A 23,254-nucleotide genomic window follows, 5' to 3' on the forward strand; every position below is an offset into this window, starting at 1 on the left:
GATTTTGTATCAACTGCCGTTCTTTAAGATCGTCTGTAGCTATTACGCATTCTACCAGTTAAAATCAAGCAACCAGATCGACCTTGCCTGTTTTCAGGTTGTATACGCCACCAACCACAAGAAGTTTTTTCTCCGCTACCAGTCTATTTAGAATGGGTGTTTGCTTTTTCAATTCTCGCACATTTTGTATAACATTCATTTCCACTACATCGTCAATACGGTCTTTCGATTTCCTGTCAATTGCTCTCACTGCTGGCGCTAAAGCGCTGGCTATAGATTGAATATGTCCAGGAAATTGCGTGCTATTGTCTGAGGCATCAATAGCAGCCTTGATTGCGCCGCAACTTTGATGACCAAGTACCATAATGAGCGGAGTATGCAATACTGCTGCCGCATACTCAAGTGTGGCTACAAAATCTATAGTCAAATAATTTCCAGCAACGCGCGCGATAAACAAATCCCCTCGTTGCTCATCAAAGCAGAACTCAGGGCTCACTCTTGAGTCGGAGCAGCTTAATATGCTGGCGTAAGGATTCTGGCCCCTGACCAACGCGGCACGCTCATGCTTAAAATTCAATGGCGTAGATTGACCCGCAACATACCGTTCATTACCCGCCATCAATCTCTCCAAGGCGGCTTTCGGTGTTAATACATTTTCAGGTTGAGGTGGCATCGTAATAGCACCCGATGTGGCCATTACCTTATCAGTTGCTGCAATTCCCAGCCCTAACGCAGATGCCACAGCCATTTTTAAAAATGAGCGTCTTTGCTGATTTTGCTGCAGGTACCCGCTTTCTTGTTCGCTAGATGTCTTGCACATTTATCTTTTATCCTGAAATAATTGTTATGTGGATCTTTTTGTATTGTATAAGAACATAGAGGGATTGCGAAGAAAATAGACGATAATAATTGATGATGAATGTGTGGATTCATGCTGGATGAAAGTCTGGGTGTTTCCATTACCTATATTTCTGGAAGCAAAAAGATTGACTCGGATTCCTTACTCCGAAAAGTAATGCGTTTTTCTCTAACGAGCCATTAACCGTGCATCGTTTCATAGTACTGGTCTCGTAAATGCAAGAGTTTTCTTGCCAGTTTTGACTGAACTTAACCTGGAAGACTAGAATAATCATGTTTTACAAAGAAATAGTTAGTGCGATTGCCATTGCACTCACGTTGATGGCTTTCATTCCGTATATCCGCGCAATCCTTAAGGGAAGCGTTAAGCCGCATGTGTTTTCCTGGATCATTTGGGGTGCGACAACGCTGCTGATTTTTGTAGCTCAGCTTGAGGATAAAGGTGGCGTAGGTACATGGCCGATTGGCGTTTCGGCCAGTATTACGATATTTATTGCATATCTGGCTTTTTTGAAACGCGCGGATATAAGCATCACCAGAACGGATTGGGTGTTCTTTATTTCGGCTTTATCTTCATTGCCACTGTGGTATTTCACATCTGATCCGTTGTGGGCGGTGGTGTTGCTGACGACGATCGATGTCATCGGATTCGGTCCCACAGTCAGGAAGATCTATCATTTCCCGTATTCGGAGTCATTGCTGTTTTTTGCGCTATTCACGGTGCGTAATGTACTGGTCATTCTGGCGCTGGAGAATCTTTCAGTCACAACGTTATTATTCCCAGTTGTCATGGTGGGTTTATGCATTCTTCTGATCGCTCTAATCTCATATCGTAGGCGGTTTTTTGCGATGCAGAAAGTTCCGCATTGAGCAATATCAGGGCAATGCATGATCTATAACAGTATGATTCTGTTAGTATCATTTTTTTAAACGAGCGACTCTTCTCAAAGTGACAACAAACTCAATTGCTGAATCTGACTTACACTAACGGAGTGAAAAATGACTTATCGAGAGTACAAAGTGTTACACGTAACAGAAGGTGGAATCGGAACAGTTTTCTTGGGTGCATCCGGTATTCCGATCAAACGACTGGAAATGACGTTGAATAAAGAGGCAGCCGAAGGCTGGACACTGGTGTTCCAGTTTGTTGAGCAGAAAAGATTTTTGCTGTTCTGGAAGCGTGAGGCGGTGATCATTACGCTGGCACGCTAGTGTGATGAGAACGAAAGAAGCGATTCAGGAAGATGAAGAGCGCATACGAGAGTTGGTGCGCGAATTGACGGATGAAAAGCAATTGCAATTTTTCAAGCAAACCGAGAAAGATCTGAAAGATCCAGATACCTATGCTACGCTCAATTTTTTGTTCATCGCCGGGTTGCATCATTTTTATCTGGGCAAGTGGCTTCGGGGTTTAATCAATTTCACAGTTTTTATGCTTGGAGCCATTTTGCTTTTCTCACCTGCGCTAGTTATAGGTGCATTTTTGCTGCTCGCAATTACGATAATCGAGCTTAAGGCCTTATTCAACTCACAGATTCTGGTTCAGGAATACAATAATGAAGTGATGGAAAGGATTTATCGTGAGGTTATTGGAAGCTAATACCATGACAATTGGGTTACTTATTGGTCATTTGCAAATACCGCATGCGGAGAAGTAAGATTTTGTTCACTTCATGGAAAAGAGTTCGGTATTTCTGTAGGCGCGGATTGACCGACGAGTGCTCGACTTTCTATCGCTCAGACTTAAAACAGCGAGCTATGCCGCGCCGCGTCATGAGTATGGGTGTTTCAGCCGTTTATGTCTTTGCTGATAATGAAATTTTTTAAAAATATTAGTGTAAATAACATGAATTGTCAGATTATAAGAGATTATGCTACGTCTGAAAGCTTGTTTGCAGTTGCGTTGGTGCGATCGATCCATCCCTTTACTTGTGTTTCGATATCAGATAACTCTTCCAGACTCAGAAAATCGAGCTCCGATAAAATGGAATGAATAGACGCTATTTCACCTTTTTCTTTGGCTTCTATTAATTTTAATGCCTGACCCAGACGTCCGTGGCGAGTTAGCAAAGCTAGAGTCATGTCATCAGAAATTCCTAACTTTCTGATAATTTGTTGCATTTCAATGCCAAGTTGTTCATCTAGTAAAGATAAGATGCCGATCATATAGGCACGTTCCTGGTAATTTTTATCATGAGGGCGTTCGGCCGTTGCGATTAATTCCATCAATTTCCCACGTATTACAGCAGTTTGCGTGATTTCATCGGATAAACTATCTTTCGATTGACTGGAGGTATAGAGTAAAAGCTGTATCCATTTCTGTAACTGTTTGCATCCCATTAATTGAACGGCTTGTTTGATAGAATTAATTTTAAGCGGTAAACCATCGTTACCTGCGTTCACCATACGCAACAGGTTATAACTCAGGCTGGGTTGAAGTTTAAATTCCTTTTCAATTTCGTCAATTTCACTATCACTATTGCTATCTAGGCTATTGCCACGTAAAATCAAAGCTAATAGCTTTAATAATGGCATCTTGCCAGGATCAGCCCGTTTGGCCGACATGACTTCGGGTTTGGCAAAGTAATACCCTTGAAACATTTGGAAGCCTAATTGCCTGCAATGCTCTTCCTGTTCCTGACTTTCAACTCTCAGTGCCAGAAGTAATACAGGCCAATGATTGAGTTGATTGACAAGCTGGGTGAGTTGATCTCTAGTCAGAGCCAGAACATCGACTTTGACGACACTGGCCAGGGGCAACAGCAGTTCGACTTTACTGTTAATAGCCACAATGTTGTCGAGCGCAAACTGATACCCCTTCTGTTTTAGTTCCTTGCATCGTTGTAAAAACTCCGCCGTAATGCATGCAGATTCTCTCACTTCTAACACAATATGCTTACTGGGTAACAAACTAATAATGTCACTTAAAATAAGATCAGGATCTGCGTTGATAAAACCTCGCAAATGACCTAACACGTTGTGGATTCCGAATTTACCATAAGCATTCACGATAACGTTCGCGGATGCCGACAAATCATTAGTAAAATTAGCTGTTTCTTCTGATTCTTCTTGTCTAAACAGCAACTCAAATGCCACTAGGTTGTGATTGCGATCTAGAATTGGTTGACGGCCAAGGCAGACTTTTCCCATAGATTCCTCCGGAATATTCGATTGCAACGTGTAACTTTCTGTTAGTCGATGCTATTACGAAAAATACAATTACCTTGAATAATAAGCATTCATGCAAATTATCTTTTAGCTGGGGGAAAGCATATAGCAAAACTGAAGATTGCTTTGCGATAATAAAGCGGGTTTTAATAGCTAAATATCGATTTTGATCAGGTGCTTATTTTTTGTATTTGCAAGATGACTCAAGCACAGAGGATAAAGGGATGTTATTTTTCTATTGTATATGGATTAGTCTATTATCCTATTATCAATAGGCTATCAAGAGAAGAATAATCGCTGGAATAGGTTATCAATATTATCAGTTTGCTGCACTTTTGTCGTTCCCTGTGTATTTGCCATCAAATTCAGGAAATATTTGATAATCGCTTCGCCTGTATTCTGGGTGTTGCTGCTTGCGCCAGCCTTGTTTGCGGTTAGAATGAGTATTGCCAATCCGCTGGGAAATATGCTGGAAGGAATCCGGGCTGATTATTTGGCGGCGGTCATTACTTTGCCATTTAATTTTCTGATCGTGCTGATTCCTTTGGTTGTCTTGTACAGGCTGCTGCCCGCGCGCAACCAAGTTTTTGGGGCGCAACGATACATAACGTTCGGTGGCGGCCTTTACCGCCGGATGTTACTGCTGATGATACCACTGATCATTTTTGCCAGTACGCAACCCAATTTTTTGTATACTTACCCCTAGTAAAAGCAAATTGCTTTTACTGCGCCTCAAACGGACAACTTGCTGATGTACCAGCTGCTGTAGTGATCAGTTATGAGATCGATTTTGTAACCTTTGTATTATTCTCTCTGGATTTCTGATGTTTGCTTTTGTACATTACGCAGGCGCAACGGCGATTTTGCCGATGTTTATGTTCTATTGTTATATTCATTTTGGTAAGTCACTGTTGAAATGTGTTTCTTCCCTCTTTGGTGGATGGGTGTTGGGAATTATTGCGTATAGAACTAAGTCTATGATGTAGGGAGTGGTTATGCATCTGGGGATTGCTTGGATAATGGAAGTCGGAGGGTATATTGGAAATTTATAGTTTAGCCGCAATATTGCGTGAATCTGCCTGATCATTACATTATCTCATGCTCTGCATTATCCTGGTTCCAGCAACTGGTGAAATGATCAGTTAACTAGGCTGAATTAGCGAAGTCGATGCAGTAGGACGAGCGATTGGTTTCTAAAAAACAGTTAAGTATGATGTAATTAGCTTCTCTCACTCATGCATTTTTAAATCGGGTTTATATATTTATTATTGGCTATGGCAAATATCGGTTTTATCGGTCTGGGTATCATGGGAAAACCTATGGCCAGGCATTTGATCAAGGGAGGACATAATTTGTTTCTGCACTCGCGCAGTGGGGTGCCCGGAGACTTGATTGCGCTGGGTGGCAAAGAGTTTTTTTCGCCTAAAGAAGTAGCACAGCATGCAGATGTTATTATGACTATGTTGCCAGATACACCGGATGTGGAGAAAGTTTTATTTGACGGTAATGGTGTTGTCGAGGGTTTGGAACCTAGCTCGAGCCAGGTCAAGACGATTGTGGATATGAGTTCGATTTCGCCACTGGAAACGCGCAAATTTGCAGCACGTATTAATCTGTTGGGACATGATTATGTGGATGCACCAGTTTCTGGCGGAGATGTCGGGGCGCAAAATGCGGCACTGACAATCATGGTGGGTGCGCGCATGACGGTGTTCGAAAAAATCAAACCCATTCTTGAATTGATGGGAAAGAGTGTTACACGCGTGGGAGAAAATGGTGCGGGTCAAGTTTGCAAGATTGCCAATCAGATCGTCGTATCTTCAGCGATCGAAGCAGTGGCTGAAGCATTGTTGTTCGCATCCAAGGCAGGTGTGGATCCAGAGAAAGTCCGGCAGGCTTTGTTGGGTGGTTTTGCAGCTTCGCGTGTGCTGGAAATGCATGGAGAAAGAATGATTAATCGGTGCTTTGAGCCCGGTTTTCGCATCGAATTACATCAAAAAGATTTGAATATTGCGTTGGAATGCGCTTCAACTTTGGGTGTGAGTTTACCGAATACCGCCACGGTTCGAGAATTATTTTCTGCTTGTCTCGCACATGGTGGTGCAAAATGGGATAATTCTGCTATTGTGAAAGTACTGGAAAAACTAGCTGACCACGAAATTCGGAAGCATCAGGAATAATTAACTGCATGGCTCTACAAGAACTTGTTAACAAACTGCGTGCGATATTACCGCATGAGTCGGTGCTATACGAAACCGAAGATTTGAGGCCATATGAATGCGATGGCCTATCAGCCTATCGACAATTACCTTTGGTGGTTGTGTTGCCGCACACGGAGGAGCAAATCGTCAAAATTTTGCAACTTTGTCATGCAACGAGAACTCCTATCGTGGCACGAGGTGCGGGTACCGGATTGTCGGGAGGTGCGCTGCCGCATGCACAAGGTGTTTTGCTGTCATTAGCTAAGTTGAATCAAATTGTCGCTATTGATCCACTGGCGCGTATAGCATGTGTGCAGCCGGGAGTCAGGAATCTGGCAATTAGTGAGGCAGTAGCGATGTATGGTTTATACTATGCACCAGATCCTTCATCGCAAATTGCTTGTTCAATTGGTGGCAATGTGGCTGAGAATTCGGGCGGCGTACATTGTTTGAAATACGGTCTCACTGTGCACAACATAGTTAAGTTACGAGTTTTGATGATTAACGGAGAGTATCTGGAAATAGGTGGTGAGAGTCTGGATAGCGCGGGGTATGACTTGCTCGCATTAATGACCGGAAGTGAAGGCATGCTGGGTATAGTCACGGAAATTACCGTGAAACTGATTCCAATACCGGAAAAAGCACAATTGGTGATGGCAGCATTTGATGATGTACTCAAGGCAGGCAATGCAGTGGCGAATGTCATCGCCGCAGGCATTATTCCCGCTGGTATGGAAATGATGGATAAAATTACTATCCATGCGGTTGAAGAATTTTTACATGCGGGGTATGACTTGGATGCGGCGGCGATTTTACTGTGCGAATCAGATGGCAGTGTTGAAGAAGTAGCAGATGAAATCAGACGAATTTATGCCATCATGCAGCAAAGCGGAGCGACCAAAATCAGCACCTCACGCAATGAAGCCGAGAGGCTCAAGTTCTGGGCCGGTCGGAAAGCGGCATTTCCTGCAGCGGGCAGAGTTTCACCTGATTATTATTGTATGGATGGAACTATCCCCCGCAAACGTCTGGCGCATGTATTGAACGGTATTGAGAAGCTTTCTCAGGAATATGGATTACGATGCATGAACGTGTTTCATGCCGGTGATGGCAACTTGCATCCTTTGATATTATACGATGCCAATCAGCCCGGTGAATTGGAAAGGACCGAAGAGTTTGGCGGAAAAATACTAGAGATGTGCATTCATGCAGGTGGCACTATCACCGGGGAACATGGTGTGGGGATGGAGAAAATCAATCAGATGTGTATCCAATTCAGCAAGAGTGAGTTGGAAATGTTCCATGCTGTGAAGGCGGCATTTGATCCGATGGGATTGCTGAATCCTGGTAAAGCAGTCCCTACTTTGCATCGCTGCGCTGAATTGGGTGCCATGCATGTGCATCGTGGCGAGGAAAGATTTGCGGAATTGCCGCGTTTTTAGAATCCATGCCACAAGCCATTATCGATCAATATAAAGCAGTCATTTGTAGCGCGACGGAGAACAAATCTTCACTACAAATACGCGGCGGCGGTACCAAACATTTTTATGGTAATCCGTCATTCGGGCAAAAAGATACGTTGCTGGATACAACGGCATATAGCGGCATTATTGATTACGAACCGAGTGAACTGGTGATTACAGCGCGTGCGGGTACGCGCTTAGTAGATCTGGAGACTTTGCTAGCGCAGCATGGACAAATGCTGGCATTTGAGCCGCCGCATTTTGGTGCAAATGCGACTTTGGGCGGTTGTATCGCTGCTGGTTTATCAGGTCCGCGTCGTGTTGCTGCTGGTGCGTCACGTGATTTCGTATTGGGTACGAGATTGCTCGACGGAAGAGGTGGAGATTTACGCTTTGGCGGGCAAGTGATGAAAAATGTCGCTGGTTATGATGTTTCCCGATTGATGGTGGGGGCCATGGGTACGTTAGGTGTATTGTTGGAAGTTTCACTGAAAGTCTTGCCAAAACCACCGATTGAAATTACGGTGCAGATGCCCATGGATGAAGCTGCAGCGATTGAAAAAATGAATCAATGGGCTAGTAAGCCGCTGCCGATTTCGGCGACTTGTTATGTTGATGGTGTGTTGTTGCTCAGGCTGTCTGGTGCTGAATCAGCAGTGCGAGCTGCACAGATAAAATTGGGAGGTGAAGAGCTGGCAGAAGATAGGGACTTCTGGCAATCGGTGCGCGAGCAGTCGCATGACTTTTTTCAATCAGATAAACAACTGTGGCGTTTATCGATTAAATCTACAACAGCGCCTCTGTCACTGCCCGGAAAACAATTGTTGGAGTGGAGTGGTGGCCTAAGGTGGTTGCTTTGCGATGCAAACAGTGTAGATCAGGATTTAATTCGTAAAACAGCTAAAGATGCTGGCGGTCATGCTACGTTATTTCGTAGTGATGCGTTTCGTACTGATGTGTTTCATCCGCTAGATCCGGTCATGATGAAAATTCATCGTTTGCTGAAAGAGAAGTTTGATCCCTCGGGAATCTTTAATCCCGGCCGGCTTTATTCAGAATTATAAATGCAAACCAAGCTTGCTGATTTTATAAGAAATTCACCGCAAGGACAGGAAGCGGATGCCATTTTGCGTAGCTGCGTGCATTGCGGCTTTTGTCTGGCTACTTGCCCTACCTATCAGATTCTGGGTGATGAGTTGGATAGTCCGCGCGGCCGTATTTATTTGATGAAACAAATGCTGGAGGGACAACTAGTCACGCAAAAAACGCAGTTGCATCTGGATCGTTGCCTGACTTGCCGCGCCTGTGAAACGACTTGTCCTTCAGGTGTACGTTATGGTGCTTTGGTGGATATCAGTCGTGGCATAATTGAGAAACAGGTAAAGCGTAATCTTGGATCAGCGGTGTTGCGTTATACATTACGGAAGATCTTGCCTAATCCATTACTGTTCAATGCATTGTTGAAGGCAGGTCAGATTGTGCGCCCATTCTTGCCGCAGCGCTTCAAAAGAAAAATTCCGGTTAAGCCTGTTCCTGCCAGTGCATGGCCTGCAGAGCAGCATGCGCGAAAAATGTTGGTTCTTGACGGTTGCGTGCAACCGACATTGGCGCCTAGCATTAATGCCGCTACCGCGCGCGTGTTAAACAGTCTGGGCATATCATTGATCAAGGCTGAAAATGCAGGGTGTTGTGGTGCAGTCACCTTTCATTTGAATGCCCAACAGGATGGGCTTGATTATATGCGGCGCAATATTGATGCTTGGTGGCCTTTCGTTGAACAAAAAGCAATCGAAGCGATTGTGATGACTGCCAGTGGATGTGGTGTAACGGTCAAAGAATATGGGCACTTATTAAGTCATGATGCGAATTATGCAGAAAAAGCAGCGAATATTTCAGCTTTGACCAAAGATATTAGTGAGGTGTTATTGCTTGAAACCGAGAATCTCCAAGAATTGGCTAAATCAAGATTAGAATTGAATCAAACAAAATTATCTTTTCATTCGCCTTGTACTTTGCAACATGGCATGAAAATTCGTGGTGTAGTGGAGCGGATTCTGATGGCGGTCGGTTTTGAGCTAACCATTGTACCCAATGCACATCTATGCTGTGGTTCAGCAGGTACGTATTCAATTTTGCAACCTGAACTTTCACAGCAGCTATTGAAAAATAAAGTCATTGCTCTTGAGTCAGGAAAACCGGCTCAGGTTGCTACGGCAAATATCGGGTGTTTGATGCACTTGCAAAATGGCACATCAATACCAGTGAAGCACTGGATTGAGTTATTGGATGAGCGATTAACTCGTCATAAAGTATGAGGTTACTTTTTTCTCAGTAAATGAATTTTTTCAAGCAACGATGCTGCTCTGAATTGCTCTGGATTTAATCGGATGCTCGCTAACACAGCTTTCTTTAGAATTAACTTTCCAATTATTTTTCAATCAGAGCCTTAACTGGATAAAGTACTTGTTCTTTGCGACAGGATAAAGGAACCCCGCGATTTTTCAGTTTCTGATAAAATCATCGTTTAAAAACATAATAGAATTAATATGGAATTATCAATATTTCAAGATCATTTTTTACTGAGGTTGGAAAATCTTCTCTTTGTTATTACGGCATTAGTCAGTGGATCATTGTTATTGTGGCCTATGCTTACGCAGCGTGGCATTAAAGAGGTTGATGCACGAGCAGTGGTACAATTAATCAACTATCAGGATGCGTTAGTGCTAGATGTTCGTGATGATAGCGAGTATGCAGCAGGCCATTTACCAAACTCTAAACATATTCCCGCTGAAAAAATTGCAGAGCGCTGGACAGAGATTCAGAAGTTTAAGGAAAAACCTATTGTTGTAATATATCGCAGCGGTATTCGATCAAACAATCCCAGTCAGGTATTGAAGAAAAATGGTTTTTTACAGGTGATTAATCTGATGGGTGGTATTGACGCGTGGAAGCGCGCTGGTTTGCCTATTGCGAAGCGCTAAAAACCTATGCCCAAAGTGATTATGTATACAACGAATTTTTGTCCATATTGTAAAATGGCCGAGAATTTATTGCGTTCAAAAGGTGTTGAGGAAATTGAAAAAATCCGTATTGATTTGGATCCTGATCAACGCTCTGAAATGATGAATAAAACCGGCCGTCGCACGGTTCCTCAAATTTACATCGGGGATCGGCATGTCGGAGGTTATGATGATCTAACACAACTTGATCGTAAGGGGGAATTGGTGGCATTACTGGCAACTTGATCGCAAAATTTAAGTGTTTACTTGCGATTTGCAATATAAGTTAACTTTTTAAATCACTACTGGATATTAAATATGAGTGAGCAACAGCAACCAGTTTTTGCTATAGAGAAAATTTATGTGAAGGATTTATCTCTTGAGATTCCTAATGCACCTAAAATTTTTCTAGAAAGAGATACGCCCGAGATTAATTTGCAGCTTGGAACTAAAAATCAGAGTATTGATGCAGGTTTATACGAAGTGCTCTTAACAGTAACGGTTACAGCTAAGATTAAAGACAAAATTATGTTTCTGGTTGAGACTCAACAGGCAGGCATTTTTCGTATTCAGAATATTCCGGATGAAGAGGTGGATCCCGTTCTGGGTATCGGATGTCCTAATATTCTTTTTCCCTATTTACGTGAAGTAGTATCGGATGTTGTGACTAGGGCCGGTTTTCCACCGGTAATACTCAATCCGGTAAATTTTGAAGCTATTTATCAACAAAAGAAAGCTGAGTCCAACGCAAACTAAACGAATATGAGGTTTGGAGCCTGACGTAACCCTATTATGATTAAAGTTTTGCAGAATCGATTTCGTTGGTTGAAATATAAAAAACTGATCGTTATGATTAGTATCAGTTTTTTATTCCCGGGCTACGTGACCGCTGAGATGAATTTTTTTTCAATAGCCGAGAATGCAATCGTTATGTATGATGCGCCGTCATTACAAGCTGATAAATTGTTTGTTGCAGGTCGCCATCTTCCGGTTGAGGTCGTGGTGGATGTCGATGGATGGGCAAAAGTTCGTGATAGCAGCGGGGGCCTTGCTTGGATTCAGAAGAAAGACTTGAGTCAGCAACGATACGTTATTGTGACAGTGCCATTGGCTGATGTTTATCAATACGCTGATATTAACTCAGAATTAGTATTTCAGGCTGAAGAGAATATCGTTATGGAATGGCTGCAGTCTGATTCCAATGGTTGGGTAAAAGTACGTCATCCCGATGGACAAATAGGCTTTGTCAAAGTCAATCAGGTTTGGGGTTCATGAAAATTGCGATACTGGGTGCAGGTGCATGGGGCTCAGCATTAGCAATAAGTTTCTCGATACGCCATCAAATTAATTTGTGGACGAAAGATCCAGATCATGCCGTTGATATGGGTAATCGACGCATTAATCAAGCTTTCCTACCTGGATATTCATTACCTGCATCTCTAAAAATCACCTCGCAACTTATCGAGGCATTGGAGGGTGTTGATCTGGCTTTGATTGTTGTTCCCATTGCAGGATTGCGCGAAACTTTACGGGCTATCGTTTCAAACAATATCAGAATACCGATTATATGGGGGTGTAAGGGCTTTGAAACAGAAACCGCTTATCTGCCGCATCAAATAGTTGAAGAAGAGTATGGTGACATACTTTCATATTGCGGAGTTCTATCAGGTCCCAGTTTTGCAGAAGAAGTTGCACAAGGTTTGCCGACAGCTTTGACATTTGCCTCAAGCAATCCTGAATTTTCAAGCAGAGTATCAGCTGAATTGCATAGCTCTATACTGAGAATCTATACTAGTCAGGACATTATTGGCGTGGAAACAGGAGGTGCGATAAAGAATGTAATTACTATCGCAGTAGGTATCTCTGACGGTATTGGATTTGGTTACAATGCACGTGCCGCCCTAATTACTCGTGGGTTAATGGAAATTACTCGTCTAGGTCTTGGTCTAGGCGGAAAGATGGAGACTTTTATGGGACTGGCTGGCGTAGGTGATTTGATTTTAACAAGTACTGGTGATCTATCTCGGAATAGAAAGGTAGGATTGATGCTGGCCGCAGGGAAAACATTGCATGATATTTTGAATGAGTTGGGGCATGTTGCTGAAGGTGTGCATACCGCGCGGTCAGTGCTGAAATTAGGTAAGAAATTGAATATTGAAATGCCGATTACACAAGCGGTTTGCAGTATTTTACACGAAGGTGTATCGGCCCGAAGCGCTGTCGAAGTGTTGTTAAATCGTGAGCAGAAATCAGAAATTTATTGATATTGAATCGATTCGGGAAAGTAAGATTAATTTCTATTTATTTGCTATCAAGAGATTGTTTATAATGATTTATTGTTTGAGAAAATTAAAAAATGTTTCTTTTGTAACATGGATCAGTCAAATAAATGATGTATCAGGAACGCCTTAATTTGCTTGACCGAGCGCTAACAGCTTGATATAAGTGCGTCTGCAGTATTTGCTTGTGATTTAATTACCATTATAAACTTAGAAGGGGAATTATATGAACAAATCCGAACTCATTGAAGCTATCGCAAAATCGGCTAAAATTTCTAAAGCTTCAGCAGGCAGCGCATTAGATGGAGCATTAACTGCAATAAAAGGAGCGCTTAAAAACAATGACAGTGTAACTTTGGTCGGATTTGGAACTTTTAAAGTGGGTACAAGAGCTGCACGAACGGGCCGAAATCCTCGTACCGGCGCAGCCATTAAGATCAAGGCAGCTAAGGTTCCAAAATTCAGTGCTGGTAAAGCACTTAAAGATGCAGTAAACTAGCGCACTTTCTGATTGGGGTGCTTAGCTCAGCTGGTAGAGCGTCGCCCTTACAAGGCGAATGTCGGCGGTTCGATCCCGTCAGCACCCACCAATCAACAAAATAGCTAGTTCTGGAGTGGTAGTTCAGTTGGTTAGAATACCGGCCTGTCACGCCGGGGGTCGCGGGTTCGAGTCCCGTCCACTCCGCCAAAACAAAGTAAGAATTAGATAAATACATTAATTCTCTAGTTTCTTTCCACTTTAATAGTTTTCGTAGATTCTAATTGTGTTTGATCTAGTCAACCGAAAAAAACGTATCGTACAAGTTATTCTGGGCTTGGCTGTATTGCCATTTATGTTTTGGGGTGTGGAATCATACCGGAGCGATGGTGGTGAAGGCTATGTTGCAATCGTTGAAGGTGAAGAAATTTCTCGACGAGAGTATGAACAAGCATTACGCGATCACCATGAAAGAATGCGGGCTATGCTTGGTGCAAATTTCGATAGCGCGATGCTTGATAATTTTGAAGTGAGAAATTCTGTACTTGAAAGACTGATTCAGCAACGATTATTGCATCAAGAAGCTGTTAAAAATGGCTTTGTGGTCTTAGATTCACAGTTAATCAAAACTATTCAAGATGTGCAGGCATTCCAGAAGAATAATAAATTTTCCAAACAGCAATATGAAGAATTGCTACGTAATCAAGGTCTTACTCCTGCAGTATTTGAATCACGTGTGCGCCAAGAATTATTGCTGCAACAATTGCTGGATGGCTATAGTGAATATGCAATCACTCCAAGAACTACTGCTGAGAAAGTACACTATCTTAGTCAAGTTCGTCGTGAGATCAGTCAATCTAAAATTGCACCCAATCAATTCCTCTCCCAAGTAGTACCTGAAGCAGAAGACATTTCTGCTTATTATGAGCAGCATAAAACTGATTTTGATTTGCCGGAACGTGCCAAGGTCGAATATCTGGTTTTATCTCTGGATAAGGTGGCAAAAAATGAAACTGTTAGTGATGAAGCGATCGACACTTATTTTTCAGAACATCAATCTGAATTTGGTCAATCTGAAGAACGTAAGGCTAGTCATATTTTAATCAGTGTGTCTGCGGATGCATCAGAGGAAGAAAAACAAATAGCACGAAATAATGCTGAGAAAATTTTGGAGCAGGTTATACAGAGTCCAGATCAATTCGCAGAAGTGGCAAAAGAGCATTCAGATGATCCTGGTTCAGCCATGCGAGGAGGTGATCTGGGTTTCTTTAGTCGTGGTGTCATGGTTAAATCTTTTGAGGATAAAATTTTCTCAATGCAACCGGATGAAATCAGTGACATAGTAGAAACAGATTTTGGCTTGCATATAATTAAGTTAACCGCTATTAAGGAAGAAAGGCACCCAGAACTGGAAGATGTTCGTGAGCAAATTGAGAATAAACTTAAGCTAGAGATGGTAGAAAGTGTATTTGGTGAAATTGCCGAGGATTTTAGCAATGCTGTGTATGAGCAAGGCGAAAGCCTGCAAGCAGCGGCAGAAAAATTTGAATTAACCGTAGAAAAGAGTGACTGGATTACAAGAGGTTCTGTAGAACCCGATATACTTTCCAATGAGAATCTCTTGGCATCAATTTTTTCGGATGATGTTATTTCAAATAATCGTAACACGGAGGCTATCGAAGTTAATCCTGATACATTCGTATCTGCGCGTATTAGTGAATACATGCCAGCTACTGCTCAGCCACTGACAGCTGTCAAAGATGAGATTGTGGAAATACTCAAGAAGAAGATGGCTGAATCTATGGCTGCTGCAGAAGGGCAAGCGAAACTTGCTCGGTTGCAAGCGGGAGAAGTTCTTGATGATGTTACTTGGAGTGATGATCAGTTGATTTCTTATATGCAGCCGGAAGGATTGGATCATGAAACTTTGCGAACTATTTTTAGAGCAGAAACTGATGAGCTTCCGGTTTATACCGGTGCTGTTAATCCAGAGGGCGAGTTCAATTTAATACGGATTAGTAAAGTAATAGAGCCTGAACCAGTTGATAAAGTGACGCTTGAAAAATTTACCAAACAGTTGCAGCAAATGATAACCCAAGAAGAAATATCGTCTTATCTTGCTGCAATTAGACAACAGTATGATGTAAAAATTAAGCAAAATAGTTTCTGATTGCTTTATCTGCCATTCTAATGGTGCTTAATCGATGAGATTAAATGCGACTGTGTTAAAGCCTGCATCAACATAAGTGATCTCTCCAGTAATTCCACTAGCCAGATCACTGCATAAGAAAGCAGCGACATTACCTACCTCTTCGATGGTAACATTACGGCGCAATGGTGCAACTTTCTCGGTATGTCCTAATAATTTTCCAAAATTGCCAATGCCAGCAGCTGCTAAAGTTTTGATTGGCCCGGCAGAGATAGCATTCACACGTATTCCTTTTGGACCTAAGCTAGATGCCATGAAACGAACATTTGCTTCAAGGCTGGCTTTGGCTAATCCCATTACATTGTAATTGGGCATGACACGGACAGCACCTAAGTAGCTTAATGTCAAAAGCGCACCATTCCTTTCATGCATTAATGGCTGGGCAGCCTTGGCAAGAGCAGAGAAACTATAGGCACTGATATCGTGAGCAATGTGAAAAGCCTCTCTACTGACACTTTCCAGATAATCTCCCACTAAGGCTTCACGTGGTGCAAAAGCAATTGAATGGATAATACAATCCAATCCATTCCAATGCTTTTGAAGTTGATCAAAGCACATTGAAATTTCCTCGTCACTCGCTACATTGCAAGGAAATAGCAAGTTGCTTTCAAATTCAGCAGCCAGCTTCTCGATCCGACCGCGAAGTTCTTCGCTTTGATAAGTAAATGCTAATGACGCACCTTCGCGTTTCATGGCTTTTGCGATGCCGTAAGCAATGGATCGATTACTGAGTAATCCTGTAATGAGTACATGTTTATTTGCGAGAAATCCCATAAATTTTCCTTGTAAAATTGAGCATTCTGGCAAATTATAGCCGAAGGGTCGATTAAGGTGGTGTTAAACACAAAATATGTTGAAGATGCGAGTATCATTATTGACATTAAACGGATTCTGGCAAATCGAATTAGCAATGAAAAATTTAGTGATTACATCCTGGTTGTTAATTATTACTATCGCGCTATTGGCTGGATGCAGTGGACATGGTTGGAATAATCCATATGACGGTTCGGATGTAGGGGAGAATATTCTTTATAGCGTATTTACAGAGCGTCCTAAGCATCTTGATCCGGTCCAATCCTATAGTTCAAATGAAATTCAGTTTACTGCACAGATTTACGAGCCGCCGCTGCAGTATCATTATTTGAAACGACCTTTTGTATTAATTCCAGCGACTGCGAAAGAAATGCCAGTTGTAAAGTACATTGATGCTGAAGGTAATCAATTGCCGGATGATGCGTATCCCGACAAAATTGATTATAGTGTTTATGAAATTTCGATTAAACCTGGAATTTATTATCAACCACATCCATCTTTTGCAATGGATGAACAAGGGAACTGGCTATATCATGCGCTGGATGAGCGAACATTAGCATCGATATTTAAGCTATCTGATTTCATTTACACAGAGACTAGGGAGCTCGAAGCAGAAGATTATGTATACCAGATTAAGCGTCTTGCCCACCCAAAATTGCATTCTCCGATATATGAGCTGATGACAGATTACATAGTAGGACTTAAGGATTATGCAGTTGCACTGAAGCGTGCGGAACAAAATCAATCTGCAGGTGAAACATACTTAGACTTGAGGAAGTATCCATTAGAAGGTGTTCAGGTGATTGATAAATATACTTATCGCATAAAGATAAAGGGTAAGTATCCTCAATTCTTTTATTGGTTGGCTATGCCTTTTTTTGCGCCGATTCCTTGGGAAGCAGAACGTTTTTATTCGCAGACAGGATTGATACAAAAAAACATAACGCTAGACTGGTACCCGGTTGGTACAGGTCCATATATGCTCACTGAGAATGACCCAAATCTACGCATGGTATTAGAAAAAAATCCAAACTTTCATGACGAATATTATCCAACAGAAGGCATGCCAGAAGACGAGGAGAATGGATTATTAAAAGATGCTGGAATAAAATTGCCATTTATCGACAAAGTAATTTTTACTCGAGAGAAAGAAAACATCCCAAGATGGAATAAATTCTTGCAAGGATATTATGATGCAACTGGTATTGGCTCAGACAGTTTTGATCAAGCAGTTCAGTTGGTGGGGCAAGGAGAGGCTACAGTAACCGAAGAAATGGCGGAGCAAGGGATTAGATTAGAAACAACGGTGGCGGTATCAACCTACTATATGGGTTTTAATATGTTGGATCCAGTGGTGGGTGGCAAAAATGAGCGCGAGCGTGAATCAGCTAGAAAGCTTAGGCAAGCGATTTCAATTGCTGTGGATTATGAAGAGTTCATTTCAATATTTGCAAATGGTCGAGGGTTGCCAGCACAAAGCCCAATCTCGCCAGGCATTGTAGGCTATCGTGACGGTCGCGAAGGGATCAATCCAATAGTATATGACTGGATTAACAATCAACAGCAGCGAAAGTCAATCCAGGCTGCGAAGGATTTACTGGCGGATGCGGGGTATCCAAATGGAATTGATCGGAAAACGGGTGCGCCATTAGTTCTGTATTTTGATGTAACAGCACGCAGCTCTGAAGATAGATCTAAGCTTGATTGGATGCGTAAGCAATTTCAAAAATTAAATATCCAGTTGGTAGTTAGAAGTACGGACTACAATCGTTTTCAGGACAAGATTCGCAAAGGTAATGCGCAAATCTTTGAATGGGGTTGGAATGCAGATTACCCTGATCCGGAGAATTTTTTGTTTTTATTATATGGACCTCAGCGCAAAGTAGGAAATAGTGGTGAGAATGCTGTAAATTATGATAACGCTGAATACAATCAGCTGTTTGAGCGGATGAAGAATATGGAAAATGGGTCGGAGCGACAACTTATAATAGATCGCATGGTGGAGATATTGCGCTACGATGCGCCTTGGTTGTGGGGCTATCATCCAAAAGACTATGGTTTGTATCATTCTTGGTATCAGAATGTTAAACCTAATAGAATTTCGAATAATAATATTAAATATTTTAAAATTGATGCCAATTTGCGAGAGACTAAACGCCGAGATTGGAATGAGCCAGCATTTTGGCCTATTGCAATGATACCAATCATTCTGGTAATTATTCTTGTGCCTGCTGTAGTGGTTTTTCGTCGTCGCGAAAGCTGTACCGCAATACATAAAGCCTAAAAGTACGTAACTTACATATGATGCTGGGTTATATTGTTAGGCGTTTATTTTATGCGATACCCATTCTGATCGGGGTTAATTTACTTACCTTTACTTTGTTTTTTGTAGTGAATACACCGGACGATATGGCGCGTATGCAATTGGGCATCAAGTATGTCACACCCGAGGCAATTGAAAAATGGAAAGTTGAGCGAGGCTACGATAAGCCATTATTGTTTAATTCTGAATCCGAGAGATTGGAAAAGCTGACAAATACGATTTTTTATGAAAAATCAATTTCAATGTTTGTTTTTGAGTTTGGACGTTCCGATGATGGGAGGGATATTGGCCGAGAGATACAGTCACGTATGATGCCAAGTCTTGCTATTGCGCTACCTGTATTTGTATTGGGATTGATTGTGTATATTACTTGTGCGCTGCTAATGGTTTTTTTTCGTGACACATATCTTGATTTCTGGGGGGTGGTTTTATGTGTGGCGCTGATGTCAATTTCAAGTTTATTTTATATTATTGTTGGACAGTTTCTGGTAAGTAAGCTATGGCATTGGGTTCCAATATCGGGCTATGGAGCTGGATTAGACGCAACAAAGTTCTTATTATTGCCCATCTTAATTGGGGTTATTAGTAGTGCTGGGTCTCATATTCGTTGGTATCGCACAATATTTTTAGAAGAGATGAATAAAGAATATGTGCGTACTGCTAGGGCCAAAGGATTATCAGAGCGTATTGTTTTATTCAGGCATGTGCTAAAGAATGCATTGATTCCAATTCTAACGGGTGCGGTTGTCGTGGTGCCTTTATTATTTTTAGGTAGTTTGCTGGTAGAATCTTTTTTTGGTATTCCAGGGCTTGGCAGTTATACCATTGATGCGATTCATTCACAGGATTTTGCAATAGTTAGAGCCATGGTTTTTCTGGGCTCAATGCTTTATATCGTGGGCCTGATCCTAACCGATATTTCTTATACGCTTGTTGATCCAAGAATTCGTTTAACTTAAGACTGTTTTTTAGCGTTATGTTTTTTCAAACCGCAATAATTAAGTCGGGATATACGTATTTGTTTACATGCACTGGTGGTTTGATGAGATAATCTGACAAACTGTTAGCTTTTAATGTTGTTTGAATATAAAACTAGATTGACTTATGAAGTCAATATATTCATAATCTCCCGTTTCGTTCGGAGGGGTTCCCGAGCGGTCAAAGGGATCAGACTGTAAATCTGACGGCTCTGCCTTCGAAGGTTCGAATCCTTCCCCCTCCACCAAGTTAGGAAGTAGTATTAATATTGCTATATGAAATGGGCGGTCCTGTATGGATTGATTTTACGCTTTCTTACAGGACTTATAGCGCGGGTGTAGCTCAATGGTAGAGCAGAAGCCTTCCAAGCTTACGACGAGGGTTCGATTCCCTTCACCCGCTCCAGATTAGTATGGTATGAATTTGTAATGTGGTTGTGATTGTAATGCTTGCCCATGTAGCTCAGTGGTAGAGCACTCCCTTGGTAAGGGAGAGGTCGCCAGTTCAATTCTGGCCATGGGCTCCATAGGATGTAAATGGATTGTATGGTTAAAGCACGTAAAGGGGAAACAAGACATGGGAAAGAGTAAATTTGAGCGATCGAAGCCACATGTAAATGTTGGTACGATTGGTCACGTGGATCATGGTAAGACTACACTTACTGCGGCAATCACGACGATTTTGACGAAGAAATTTGGAGGAGAAGCGAAGAGTTACGCTCAAATTGATTCTGCGCCAGAAGAGCGTGCTCGTGGGATAACGATTAATACGTCTCATGTTGAATATGAGACAGATAATCGTCATTACGCTCATGTGGATTGTCCGGGCCATGCAGATTATGTAAAGAATATGATCACGGGCGCGGCCCAGATGGATGGAGCAATATTGGTGGTATCGGCGGCTGATGGCCCTATGCCACAGACACGGGAACATATTTTGTTGGCGCGTCAAGTGGGTGTTCCCTACATCATCGTGTATATGAATAAAGCGGACATGGTTGATGATGCGGAGCTGATTGAGTTGGTGGAAATGGAGATCCGCGAGCTGTTATCGAAATATGAATTTCCAGGTGATGATACGCCAATCATAGTTGGATCAGCTTTGAAAGCGTTGGAAGGAGATCAGAGTGATATTGGTGAAGCGTCCATTTTGAAGTTAGCGGAGGCTCTGGATAGCTATATTCCGCAACCGGATCGTGCTATTGACGGTGCCTTCATTATGCCAGTTGAAGATGTATTCTCAATATCGGGTCGAGGGACAGTAGTAACGGGTCGCGTAGAGAGGGGCATAATCAAAGTAGGTGAGGAGATTGAAATAGTGGGTCTCAAGCCGACTCTGAAAACGGTATGTACAGGCGTTGAAATGTTTCGTAAACTGCTGGATCAGGGGCAGGCAGGAGATAACGTAGGGATACTTCTGCGCGGCACGAAACGAGAAGAAGTTGAACGTGGTCAAGTGTTGGCAAAGCCGGGTAGCATATTGCCTCATACCAAATTCACGGCAGAAATATATGTGTTAAGTAAGGAAGAGGGAGGAAGGCACACTCCGTTTTTCCCTGGTTATCGCCCACAGTTTTATTTTAGGACGACGGATGTGACGGGGGCGATAGAATTGCCAGCGGGAACAGAGATGGTGATGCCTGGTGACAACGTTTCAGTGACGGTAAATTTAATAGCGCCAATTGCGATGGAAGATGGGTTGCGATTTGCGATACGTGAAGGTGGTAGGACCGTTGGTGCAGGTGTTGTTGCTAAAATTATTGAGTAATTTTATTGATCCGCAGAAAATTTTAAACAATAATTGTTTTTACGTAGTTACAGCTCCAGTGAAGTTTCAAATAATAGGCCAGTAGCTCAATTGGCAGAGCGTCGGTCTCCAAAACCGAAGGTTGGGGGTTCGATGCCCTCCTGGCCTGCCATAATATAAGTTGGAACAGAATCATTAGCTAGAGAGCGGGCATGAGAAATGATGCAAGTAAAAAGCCTGAAATAAAAAATAGATATTTCTGTGGATGTTTTTGTATGGTAAAGGGATTCAAAACGTGAATAAATTAAAGCTCGTGCTTGCGGTTGTATTTGTTTTGGCGGGTATTGCTGGATTCATTTATTTAAATGAAAGCGCCATGGTCATTCGTGTTTTGTCCATATTGGTTGGAATATTATTAGCGGTGATTATTGCTAAATATACAACACAAGGTCAAGAATTTTACAGTTTTTGTAAAGAATCCTCCGAAGAAACAAAAAAGGTCGTATGGCCAAGTCGTAAGGAATCCCTTCAGACATCTGGGGTAGTGTTTGCTTTTGTTGTTGTTATGGCTTTATTCTTGTGGCTCATAGATGCTGCTTTAATGTCGCTTGTGAAATTGATGATGAATCAAGATGCGTAATTTTCTCTGAGGAAAGAATGAGTATGAAATGGTATGTGGTTCACGCTTATTCGGGATATGAGAAAAGTGTGCTGAGAGCATTAAGAGATCGTATTGATCGAGCTGGCATGCAAGATAAATTTGGGCAGATATTGGTGCCGGTAGAAGAAGTGATTGAAATGAAGGGCGGCCAAAAGAACATTAGCGAGCGAAAATTCTTTCCGGGATACGTATTGGTGGAAATGGAGATGTCTGATGATACATGGCATTTAGTCAAGAATACCGATAAAGTAACGGGATTTGTCGGTGGGTCAGCGATGAAGCCAACGCCGATAAGCCAAAAAGAAGTAGATAACATACTTTATCAAATCCAAGAAGGTGTGGAGAAACCGAAGCCAAAAATTCTATTTGAAATAGGGGAAGCCGTACGTGTGAAGGATGGACCATTCACCGATTTTCACGGCAACGTAGAAGATGTTAATTACGATAAAAGTAAACTAAGGGTGTCGGTTTCAATTTTCGGAAGGCCAACACCAGTAGAATTGGATTTTAATCAAGTAGAGAAATCTTGAATATTGCTTTTTTTGAAATAAAGAATTGAAGGAAGGTTTTGGAAATATTGTATTAATCGTTACGGATAATTGGGGAGAGTGACTTATCGCTCGATTGCACCCGTCAGGAGATAATAATGGCAAAGAAAATAATCGGTTATATCAAATTGCAGGTGCCTGCAGGCAAAGCTAATCCAAGTCCACCAATTGGGCCTGCTTTAGGGCAGCGCCAGTTGAATATTATGGAGTTTTGCAAAGCGTTTAACGCAGCCACACAGAAAATTGAACCTGGACTGCCTGTGCCAGTGGTGATTACTGCGTATGCTGATAAGAGTTTTACGTTTGTAATGAAAACAACGCCTGCATCAGTGCTAATAAAAAAAGCTGCTGGAGTGAGTAAAGGTAGTCCTAGGCCGCATGTTGATAAAGTTGGCAAATTGAATCGCAGTCAGGCAGAAGAAATTGCAAAAACAAAAATGCCCGATTTAACTGCGGCGGATTTGGATGCCGCTGTACGTACCATTGCAGGAAGCGCAAGAAGTATGGGTATAGAAGTAGAGGGAATATAA

24 protein-coding genes and 6 tRNA genes are annotated in these 23,254 nt (G+C 42.1%); 27 read left to right on the plus strand and 3 right to left on the minus strand.

The features are described from left to right. Nucleotides 1-64 precede the first annotated feature (64 nt). Nucleotides 65-820 carry a carbonic anhydrase gene (locus tag C7H79_RS05050; protein ID WP_106706208.1) on the minus strand — a complete coding sequence of 252 codons (756 nt, stop codon included), beginning with the start codon at nt 818-820 and terminating at the stop codon, nt 65-67. A 311-nt stretch (nt 821-1,131) separates the two neighbouring features. Here C7H79_RS05050 and C7H79_RS05055 point away from each other — a divergent pair, with 311 nt between their 5' ends. The 3 genes from C7H79_RS05055 (at nt 1,132) to C7H79_RS05065 (ending at nt 2,458) form a co-directional block, all read left to right on the plus strand. Then, nucleotides 1,132-1,728, plus strand: coding sequence for a hypothetical protein (locus C7H79_RS05055; protein WP_106706209.1), 597 nt, complete (start codon nt 1,132-1,134; stop codon nt 1,726-1,728). Between the two features lie 129 nt (nt 1,729-1,857). After that, nucleotides 1,858-2,070 (plus strand): DUF4177 domain-containing protein, encoded by a 213-nt coding sequence (locus C7H79_RS05060; RefSeq protein WP_106706210.1) that lies wholly within the window; start codon nt 1,858-1,860, stop codon nt 2,068-2,070. A gap of 4 nt (nt 2,071-2,074) precedes the next feature. Then, nucleotides 2,075-2,458 (plus strand): TM2 domain-containing protein, encoded by a 384-nt coding sequence (locus C7H79_RS05065; protein ID WP_106706236.1) that lies wholly within the window; start codon nt 2,075-2,077, stop codon nt 2,456-2,458. 269 nt (nt 2,459-2,727) lie between these two features. Here C7H79_RS05065 and C7H79_RS05070 read toward each other — a convergent pair whose 3' ends face one another. Further along, a complete protein-coding gene (locus tag C7H79_RS05070) occupies nt 2,728-4,008 on the minus strand; it encodes an EAL and HDOD domain-containing protein (protein WP_106706211.1) in 1,281 nt (426 codons plus the stop codon). A 394-nt stretch (nt 4,009-4,402) separates the two neighbouring features. On the opposite strand from C7H79_RS05070, the gene C7H79_RS05075 reads away from it, so the two are divergent. The 14 genes from C7H79_RS05075 to C7H79_RS05140 all read left to right on the plus strand — a co-directional run bounded on the left by C7H79_RS05075 (nt 4,403) and on the right by C7H79_RS05140 (nt 15,616). Then, nucleotides 4,403-4,732 carry a hypothetical protein gene (locus tag C7H79_RS05075; protein ID WP_106706212.1) on the plus strand — a complete coding sequence of 110 codons (330 nt, stop codon included), beginning with the start codon at nt 4,403-4,405 and terminating at the stop codon, nt 4,730-4,732. 568 nt (nt 4,733-5,300) lie between these two features. Next, nucleotides 5,301-6,206, plus strand: a complete 906-nt coding sequence (locus tag C7H79_RS05080) for a 2-hydroxy-3-oxopropionate reductase (RefSeq protein ID WP_106706213.1) — start codon at nt 5,301-5,303, stop codon at nt 6,204-6,206. A gap of 8 nt (nt 6,207-6,214) precedes the next feature. Next, nucleotides 6,215-7,669, plus strand: a complete 1,455-nt coding sequence (locus C7H79_RS05085) for an FAD-linked oxidase C-terminal domain-containing protein (protein ID WP_106706214.1) — start codon at nt 6,215-6,217, stop codon at nt 7,667-7,669. A gap of 5 nt (nt 7,670-7,674) precedes the next feature. After that, nucleotides 7,675-8,754 (plus strand): glycolate oxidase subunit GlcE, encoded by a 1,080-nt coding sequence (gene glcE / locus C7H79_RS05090; protein WP_106706215.1) that lies wholly within the window; start codon nt 7,675-7,677, stop codon nt 8,752-8,754. After that, nucleotides 8,755-10,005, plus strand: a complete 1,251-nt coding sequence (gene glcF / locus C7H79_RS05095) for a glycolate oxidase subunit GlcF (protein ID WP_106706216.1) — start codon at nt 8,755-8,757, stop codon at nt 10,003-10,005. A gap of 231 nt (nt 10,006-10,236) precedes the next feature. Then, nucleotides 10,237-10,671, plus strand: coding sequence for a rhodanese-like domain-containing protein (locus C7H79_RS05100; RefSeq protein ID WP_106706217.1), 435 nt, complete (start codon nt 10,237-10,239; stop codon nt 10,669-10,671). Nucleotides 10,672-10,677: 6 nt separating this feature from the next. Beyond that, complete coding sequence (grxC, locus tag C7H79_RS05105; protein WP_106706218.1) at nt 10,678-10,935, plus strand: glutaredoxin 3; 258 nt, start codon at nt 10,678-10,680, stop codon at nt 10,933-10,935. 72 nt (nt 10,936-11,007) lie between these two features. Beyond that, entirely contained in the window at nt 11,008-11,445 is a 438-nt protein-coding gene (gene secB, locus C7H79_RS05110) for a protein-export chaperone SecB (RefSeq protein WP_106706219.1), read from the plus strand. 36 nt (nt 11,446-11,481) lie between these two features. Then, the gene (locus C7H79_RS05115; protein ID WP_106706220.1) at nt 11,482-11,964 is read left to right on the plus strand and encodes an SH3 domain-containing protein; all 483 of its coding nucleotides are present in this window, start codon (nt 11,482-11,484) and stop codon (nt 11,962-11,964) included. Then, a complete protein-coding gene (locus C7H79_RS05120) occupies nt 11,961-12,953 on the plus strand; it encodes an NAD(P)H-dependent glycerol-3-phosphate dehydrogenase (RefSeq protein ID WP_106706221.1) in 993 nt (330 codons plus the stop codon). The genes C7H79_RS05115 and C7H79_RS05120 overlap by 4 nt, the downstream gene beginning before the upstream one ends. Nucleotides 12,954-13,194: 241 nt before the next feature. Continuing rightward, the gene (locus tag C7H79_RS05125) at nt 13,195-13,467 is read left to right on the plus strand and encodes an HU family DNA-binding protein (protein WP_106706222.1); all 273 of its coding nucleotides are present in this window, start codon (nt 13,195-13,197) and stop codon (nt 13,465-13,467) included. Between the two features lie 15 nt (nt 13,468-13,482). Next, nucleotides 13,483-13,558: transfer RNA gene (locus C7H79_RS05130), tRNA-Val, on the plus strand. A gap of 21 nt (nt 13,559-13,579) precedes the next feature. Continuing rightward, a tRNA-Asp gene (locus tag C7H79_RS05135) sits at nt 13,580-13,656 on the plus strand. Nucleotides 13,657-13,732: 76 nt separating this feature from the next. Further along, entirely contained in the window at nt 13,733-15,616 is a 1,884-nt protein-coding gene (locus C7H79_RS05140) for a SurA N-terminal domain-containing protein (protein ID WP_106706223.1), read from the plus strand. Between the two features lie 27 nt (nt 15,617-15,643). Here C7H79_RS05140 and C7H79_RS05145 read toward each other — a convergent pair whose 3' ends face one another. After that, nucleotides 15,644-16,429, minus strand: a complete 786-nt coding sequence (locus C7H79_RS05145; protein WP_106706224.1) for an enoyl-ACP reductase FabI — start codon at nt 16,427-16,429, stop codon at nt 15,644-15,646. 136 nt (nt 16,430-16,565) lie between these two features. Between C7H79_RS05145 and C7H79_RS05150 the strand changes: the two genes are divergently transcribed. The 10 genes from C7H79_RS05150 (at nt 16,566) to rplK (ending at nt 23,254) form a co-directional block, all read left to right on the plus strand. Beyond that, nucleotides 16,566-18,752, plus strand: a complete 2,187-nt coding sequence (locus C7H79_RS05150; protein WP_106706237.1) for an ABC transporter substrate-binding protein — start codon at nt 16,566-16,568, stop codon at nt 18,750-18,752. Nucleotides 18,753-18,772: 20 nt separating this feature from the next. Next, nucleotides 18,773-19,750, plus strand: coding sequence for an ABC transporter permease (locus C7H79_RS05155; protein ID WP_106706238.1), 978 nt, complete (start codon nt 18,773-18,775; stop codon nt 19,748-19,750). Between the two features lie 181 nt (nt 19,751-19,931). Continuing rightward, nucleotides 19,932-20,016, plus strand: a tRNA-Tyr gene (locus tag C7H79_RS05160). An 84-nt stretch (nt 20,017-20,100) separates the two neighbouring features. Continuing rightward, nucleotides 20,101-20,174, plus strand: a tRNA-Gly gene (locus C7H79_RS05165). 46 nt (nt 20,175-20,220) lie between these two features. Next, nucleotides 20,221-20,295, plus strand: a tRNA-Thr gene (locus C7H79_RS05170). Nucleotides 20,296-20,345: 50 nt separating this feature from the next. Then, on the plus strand, nt 20,346-21,536 hold the full coding sequence (tuf, locus tag C7H79_RS05175; protein WP_106706162.1) for an elongation factor Tu: 1,191 nt from the start codon (nt 20,346-20,348) through the stop codon (nt 21,534-21,536). A gap of 75 nt (nt 21,537-21,611) precedes the next feature. Then, nucleotides 21,612-21,687 (plus strand) — tRNA-Trp (locus C7H79_RS05180). A gap of 123 nt (nt 21,688-21,810) precedes the next feature. Further along, the gene (gene secE, locus C7H79_RS05185) at nt 21,811-22,155 is read left to right on the plus strand and encodes a preprotein translocase subunit SecE (RefSeq protein ID WP_197714594.1); all 345 of its coding nucleotides are present in this window, start codon (nt 21,811-21,813) and stop codon (nt 22,153-22,155) included. A gap of 17 nt (nt 22,156-22,172) precedes the next feature. Next, nucleotides 22,173-22,706, plus strand: a complete 534-nt coding sequence (gene nusG / locus C7H79_RS05190) for a transcription termination/antitermination protein NusG (protein WP_106706226.1) — start codon at nt 22,173-22,175, stop codon at nt 22,704-22,706. Between the two features lie 116 nt (nt 22,707-22,822). Next, nucleotides 22,823-23,254, plus strand: coding sequence for a 50S ribosomal protein L11 (gene rplK, locus C7H79_RS05195; protein ID WP_106706227.1), 432 nt, complete (start codon nt 22,823-22,825; stop codon nt 23,252-23,254).

It is taken from the genome of Nitrosomonas supralitoralis (assembly GCF_003011925.2).
Taxonomy (GTDB): Bacteria; Pseudomonadota; Gammaproteobacteria; order Burkholderiales; family Nitrosomonadaceae; genus Nitrosomonas; species Nitrosomonas supralitoralis.

Excerpts from the sequence above, each read along its gene's own strand:
- tuf (WP_106706162.1), top strand. The coding sequence starts at position 20,346 with ATGGGAAAGAGTAAATTTGAGCGATCGAAGCCACATGTAAATGTTGGT.
- C7H79_RS05150 (WP_106706237.1), top strand. The coding sequence starts at position 16,566 with ATGAAAAATTTAGTGATTACATCCTGGTTGTTAATTATTACTATCGCG.
- C7H79_RS05065 (WP_106706236.1), top strand. The coding sequence starts at position 2,075 with ATGAGAACGAAAGAAGCGATTCAGGAAGATGAAGAGCGCATACGAGAG.
- C7H79_RS05145 (WP_106706224.1), bottom strand. The coding sequence starts at position 16,429 with ATGGGATTTCTCGCAAATAAACATGTACTCATTACAGGATTACTCAGT.
- grxC (WP_106706218.1), top strand. The coding sequence starts at position 10,678 with ATGCCCAAAGTGATTATGTATACAACGAATTTTTGTCCATATTGTAAA.
- glcF (WP_106706216.1), top strand. The coding sequence starts at position 8,755 with ATGCAAACCAAGCTTGCTGATTTTATAAGAAATTCACCGCAAGGACAG.
- C7H79_RS05115 (WP_106706220.1), top strand. The coding sequence starts at position 11,482 with ATGATTAAAGTTTTGCAGAATCGATTTCGTTGGTTGAAATATAAAAAA.
- glcE (WP_106706215.1), top strand. The coding sequence starts at position 7,675 with ATGCCACAAGCCATTATCGATCAATATAAAGCAGTCATTTGTAGCGCG.
- nusG (WP_106706226.1), top strand. The coding sequence starts at position 22,173 with ATGAGTATGAAATGGTATGTGGTTCACGCTTATTCGGGATATGAGAAA.
- C7H79_RS05125 (WP_106706222.1), top strand. The coding sequence starts at position 13,195 with ATGAACAAATCCGAACTCATTGAAGCTATCGCAAAATCGGCTAAAATT.
- C7H79_RS05155 (WP_106706238.1), top strand. The coding sequence starts at position 18,773 with ATGCTGGGTTATATTGTTAGGCGTTTATTTTATGCGATACCCATTCTG.
- C7H79_RS05060 (WP_106706210.1), top strand. The coding sequence starts at position 1,858 with ATGACTTATCGAGAGTACAAAGTGTTACACGTAACAGAAGGTGGAATC.
- C7H79_RS05055 (WP_106706209.1), top strand. The coding sequence starts at position 1,132 with ATGTTTTACAAAGAAATAGTTAGTGCGATTGCCATTGCACTCACGTTG.
- C7H79_RS05085 (WP_106706214.1), top strand. The coding sequence starts at position 6,215 with ATGGCTCTACAAGAACTTGTTAACAAACTGCGTGCGATATTACCGCAT.
- secB (WP_106706219.1), top strand. The coding sequence starts at position 11,008 with ATGAGTGAGCAACAGCAACCAGTTTTTGCTATAGAGAAAATTTATGTG.
- C7H79_RS05080 (WP_106706213.1), top strand. The coding sequence starts at position 5,301 with ATGGCAAATATCGGTTTTATCGGTCTGGGTATCATGGGAAAACCTATG.
- C7H79_RS05100 (WP_106706217.1), top strand. The coding sequence starts at position 10,237 with ATGGAATTATCAATATTTCAAGATCATTTTTTACTGAGGTTGGAAAAT.
- rplK (WP_106706227.1), top strand. The coding sequence starts at position 22,823 with ATGGCAAAGAAAATAATCGGTTATATCAAATTGCAGGTGCCTGCAGGC.
- C7H79_RS05070 (WP_106706211.1), bottom strand. The coding sequence starts at position 4,008 with ATGGGAAAAGTCTGCCTTGGCCGTCAACCAATTCTAGATCGCAATCAC.
- C7H79_RS05050 (WP_106706208.1), bottom strand. The coding sequence starts at position 820 with ATGTGCAAGACATCTAGCGAACAAGAAAGCGGGTACCTGCAGCAAAAT.
- C7H79_RS05120 (WP_106706221.1), top strand. The coding sequence starts at position 11,961 with ATGAAAATTGCGATACTGGGTGCAGGTGCATGGGGCTCAGCATTAGCA.